Origin of the sequence: Caldisericum sp. (assembly GCA_022759145.1) — a bacterium.
Lineage (GTDB): Bacteria > Caldisericota > Caldisericia > Caldisericales > Caldisericaceae > Caldisericum.
Genome location: JAEMPV010000142.1, coordinates 1 through 3,131, shown reverse-complemented (window position 1 = coordinate 3,131; position 3,131 = coordinate 1). Strand labels below are relative to the sequence as shown.

Genomic DNA, 3,131 nt, shown 5'->3' with positions numbered 1-3,131 from the left:
TAATCGCCCTCAAAACTAGGTTTCAGGGCGCAGAAGCTGTTGGGCATCAAGATTTGATAAGAAGGCGGATGCCGGACGGAACCGAAAAGTTAGAAAGAAACTATTTAAACTTTGAAGTCCAAAATTTCAGAGTGGAAGAACGAGGCTCACTTGCTCATTCGATAGAGAGGCAGAACGCTCAAGTCAGATTAAACGACCCCCAACAAAATGACGGAGAACTCCTCTAACATGGAATCTGTCAAAAGCGTATTGCATGAGATGGGGTACGTCCTTATAGATAAGGGTACCAATTACAGGTCTAGGCCTATCTACAGAGACTCGGATAGTGCTGATGTTCTTTCTATAGAAAAAAATACAGGAAGATGGTATGACTTCAAGGAAAGAGTAGGCGGCTCACTTGAGGACTTAGTTAAGATAACCCTCAAGTTAAGTAACTCAAGCGAGGTTAAGGACTGGCTTACCAAGAAGTCTATAACAATCAATTCACCCGAAGAGATTAAGCCCGTCATTGAGGAACCCAAGACTTATCCAAAGGAATACCTAACCAAGCTTCTTCCAGAGCATGAATACTGGATTAACAGAGGAGTTTCGCTAGAGACACTCAACGTCTTTAGAGGAGGATATGTTAAAACTGGAAAAATGGCAGCTAGATACGTATTCCCAATTTTTGATTCAAAAGAGGAAATCGTCGGCTTTGCTGGCAGGGACACAATAAACAATTTAGAAGGCAGACCAAAATGGAAACTCCTCGGAAGAAAGACTAATTGGTGCTATCCATTGTTGATAAATAAAAACATTATCAAAGAAGAGAAACACGTATACCTAGTGGAGAGTATCGGAGATATGCTTTCTCTATGGGATGCCGGAGTTAAAAACGTAATTGTGACTTTTGGTTTGGATTTATCGTCAAAGGTTATTAGTTACTTATTGAAAGTAGATATTGATAAGATCATCATTTCTTTTAATAACGACTCAGATAAAAACGACGCCGGAAACGAAGCTGCTAAAGAGGCTTACAAAAAACTGATTAACTATTTTGATTCCAAACAAATAACAGTAAAGCTGCCCTCTAAAAAAGACTTCGGCGAAATGACTAAACAAGAAATAATTCAATGGAAAAACAAGATATAACTCTTTCAGCTTCAAGGATTAAGACTCTTGAAACTTGCTCTTGGACCTATTGGGCAAATTACCACCTCAAGCTCCCGCAGAAGAACAACTCAGGAGCCATGCGCGGGACAATCTGCCATCTAGTGTTTGAACTGCTTTTGAGCTCAAAACACAAAAAGCATTTTAAGTCAATAATGAAAAGCGGCAATATAGAAGCAAGCCCCGCCATCACTCGGCTAGTTGACAAGCACGTTAAAAAAGACAAACTAAATGAAGAAGATAGGAAGATGATTGGCGATATGATCCTAGTCGGGCTCAATCAGGATTTTTTTGGTGGAAAAGGCAAGGTCGGCGCAGCGGAACAGGAATTCCTAATCCAAAGCGAGAACCCGAAGTACAAGGTAAGGGGCTTCATTGACAAAAATGTTTACTATAAAGATAGTGACACAGTAAAAATCGTAGATTATAAGTCTAGCAAAGCTAAGTTTAAGGGAGATGAATTAACGGCAAACGTACAAGCCATGACCTATAGTTTGGCGTCTTTCAAGAATCTGTTTCCTAAAGCGAAAAAGGTCATTGCTGAATTCATCTTCCTAAGATTTCCAAAGCAGCCCATTCAACAAATAGAAATTCCAAAAGAACAACTCGCTGGATTTGAACATTACCTAGGATACGTTTATGAAAAAGCTAACAACTTCACTGAAAAGGATGCACAGTCTAATTATGCCGCAGATAATGAAGGCAGCAAATGGCTATGCAAAGCTGGAAAGACTTGGAGATGTCCCTATCTTGATCCTTTTGAGTATTTTGTTCTCCTAGATGAGACTGGTAAGATTCTAAGCTCCTCCTTTAAAGACGATTTAAAAGTCGAAGATAAGCAGAAGGTCGAGAAGAGAGCTTATGCTGGATGTCCAGCCCACTCAAGGACTAAAGCAAAAACAGACAATTTTTCATTTGACGATTTTTAAAATAGGAGTAAAATTCACACATGAAAGAGACAATAGGCTTCTGGAAAAGCCACTACTCAATTGGCCGGTCGATTCTGACCCTTGAGAAACCCGGCGAGTCTAAGCCACATCTATCAGACTCGATCTTCGATATTCTCAAAGAGAGCGATCAGAAGAAGTTCTTCCTTATTGAGGATTCGTTCTCAGGTTTCTTACAAGCCCACACGATTGCGAAGGACAATAAACTACAATTGATTTTCGGAATAAGGCTTACGGCTACCGAAAATATGCTTGAGAAGTCCGAAGAGGCTTTAAATAAAAGATCTAAAATCGTTATCATTGCCAAAAACAAAGAGGGCATTAATAAGTTGATGAGGATTTACTCAACTGCCGCAAAAGACGGATTTTACTACGAACCCTGCATTGACTTTAAATTCTTAAAGAATATCTGGAACGATAATGACTTGAGTCTGGTCATCCCATTCTACGACTCATTTCTTCATAAGAATTGTCTCAATGGTAAAAGCTGCATTCCTTATTTCGGATTTTGCAAGCCCACCTTCACGATAGAAGACAACAACCTGCCTTTTGACTTTTTGATAGAAAATAGAGTTAATGAGTATTGCTCTGGTAAATTTGAAATGATTCACACCAAGAGCATCTACTACAAGCTGAAGAAGGACTTCTTGGCCTACATGACATTTAAATGCATTAATAATAGAACCACTCTTGAAAAGCCCAACATGGATCACCTGAGCAGCAACGAGTTCTGCTGGGAGGCTATTAATTAATTATGGACGACCATCTGCTCAGATTCGATAAGAAGAAGACCTTTTGCTTCATAGACTTTGAAACCCTCAATCTATGCCTCAATTTTAATCACAACCTGCCTTGGCAGTGCGCCATGCTCAAGGTAAAGGGTAACGAAACCGTAGACTCTAAGGATTTTTACATTAAATGGGATTCAGACCTCAAGATTTCCGAGGATGCAGCGAGGATTACGAGATACAGTCAGTTGACGATGGAACAGCGCGGCCTTCCTCCAGAAGACATATTCCCTACCATTAGAGACTG

Annotated in this window: 3 protein-coding genes; all 3 read left to right on the top strand. The window is 40.0% G+C overall.

What is annotated here, in order from left to right; genetic code table 11:
- Positions 1–228: 228 nt before the first annotated feature.
- The 3 genes from JHC30_07700 to JHC30_07690 are packed head-to-tail and all read left to right on the top strand — an operon-like array spanning position 229 to position 2,848.
- On the top strand, positions 229–1,131 hold the full coding sequence (locus JHC30_07700) for a toprim domain-containing protein (GenBank protein MCI4464032.1): 903 nt from the start codon (positions 229–231) through the stop codon (positions 1,129–1,131).
- Positions 1,113–2,078 (top strand): PD-(D/E)XK nuclease family protein, encoded by a 966-nt coding sequence (locus JHC30_07695; GenBank protein MCI4464031.1) that lies wholly within the window; start codon positions 1,113–1,115, stop codon positions 2,076–2,078. Before JHC30_07700 ends, JHC30_07695 begins: the two co-directional genes overlap by 19 nt.
- Before the next feature lie 20 nt (positions 2,079–2,098).
- Positions 2,099–2,848, top strand: a complete 750-nt coding sequence (locus JHC30_07690; GenBank protein MCI4464030.1) for a PHP domain-containing protein — start codon at positions 2,099–2,101, stop codon at positions 2,846–2,848.
- Positions 2,849–3,131: the final 283 nt, after the last annotated feature.

What these genes read in the sequence shown, in the direction of transcription:
- JHC30_07700 (MCI4464032.1), top strand. Translation starts at nt 229, where the DNA reads ATGGAATCTGTCAAAAGCGTATTGCATGAGATGGGGTACGTCCTTATA.
- JHC30_07695 (MCI4464031.1), top strand. Translation starts at nt 1,113, where the DNA reads ATGGAAAAACAAGATATAACTCTTTCAGCTTCAAGGATTAAGACTCTT.
- JHC30_07690 (MCI4464030.1), top strand. Translation starts at nt 2,099, where the DNA reads ATGAAAGAGACAATAGGCTTCTGGAAAAGCCACTACTCAATTGGCCGG.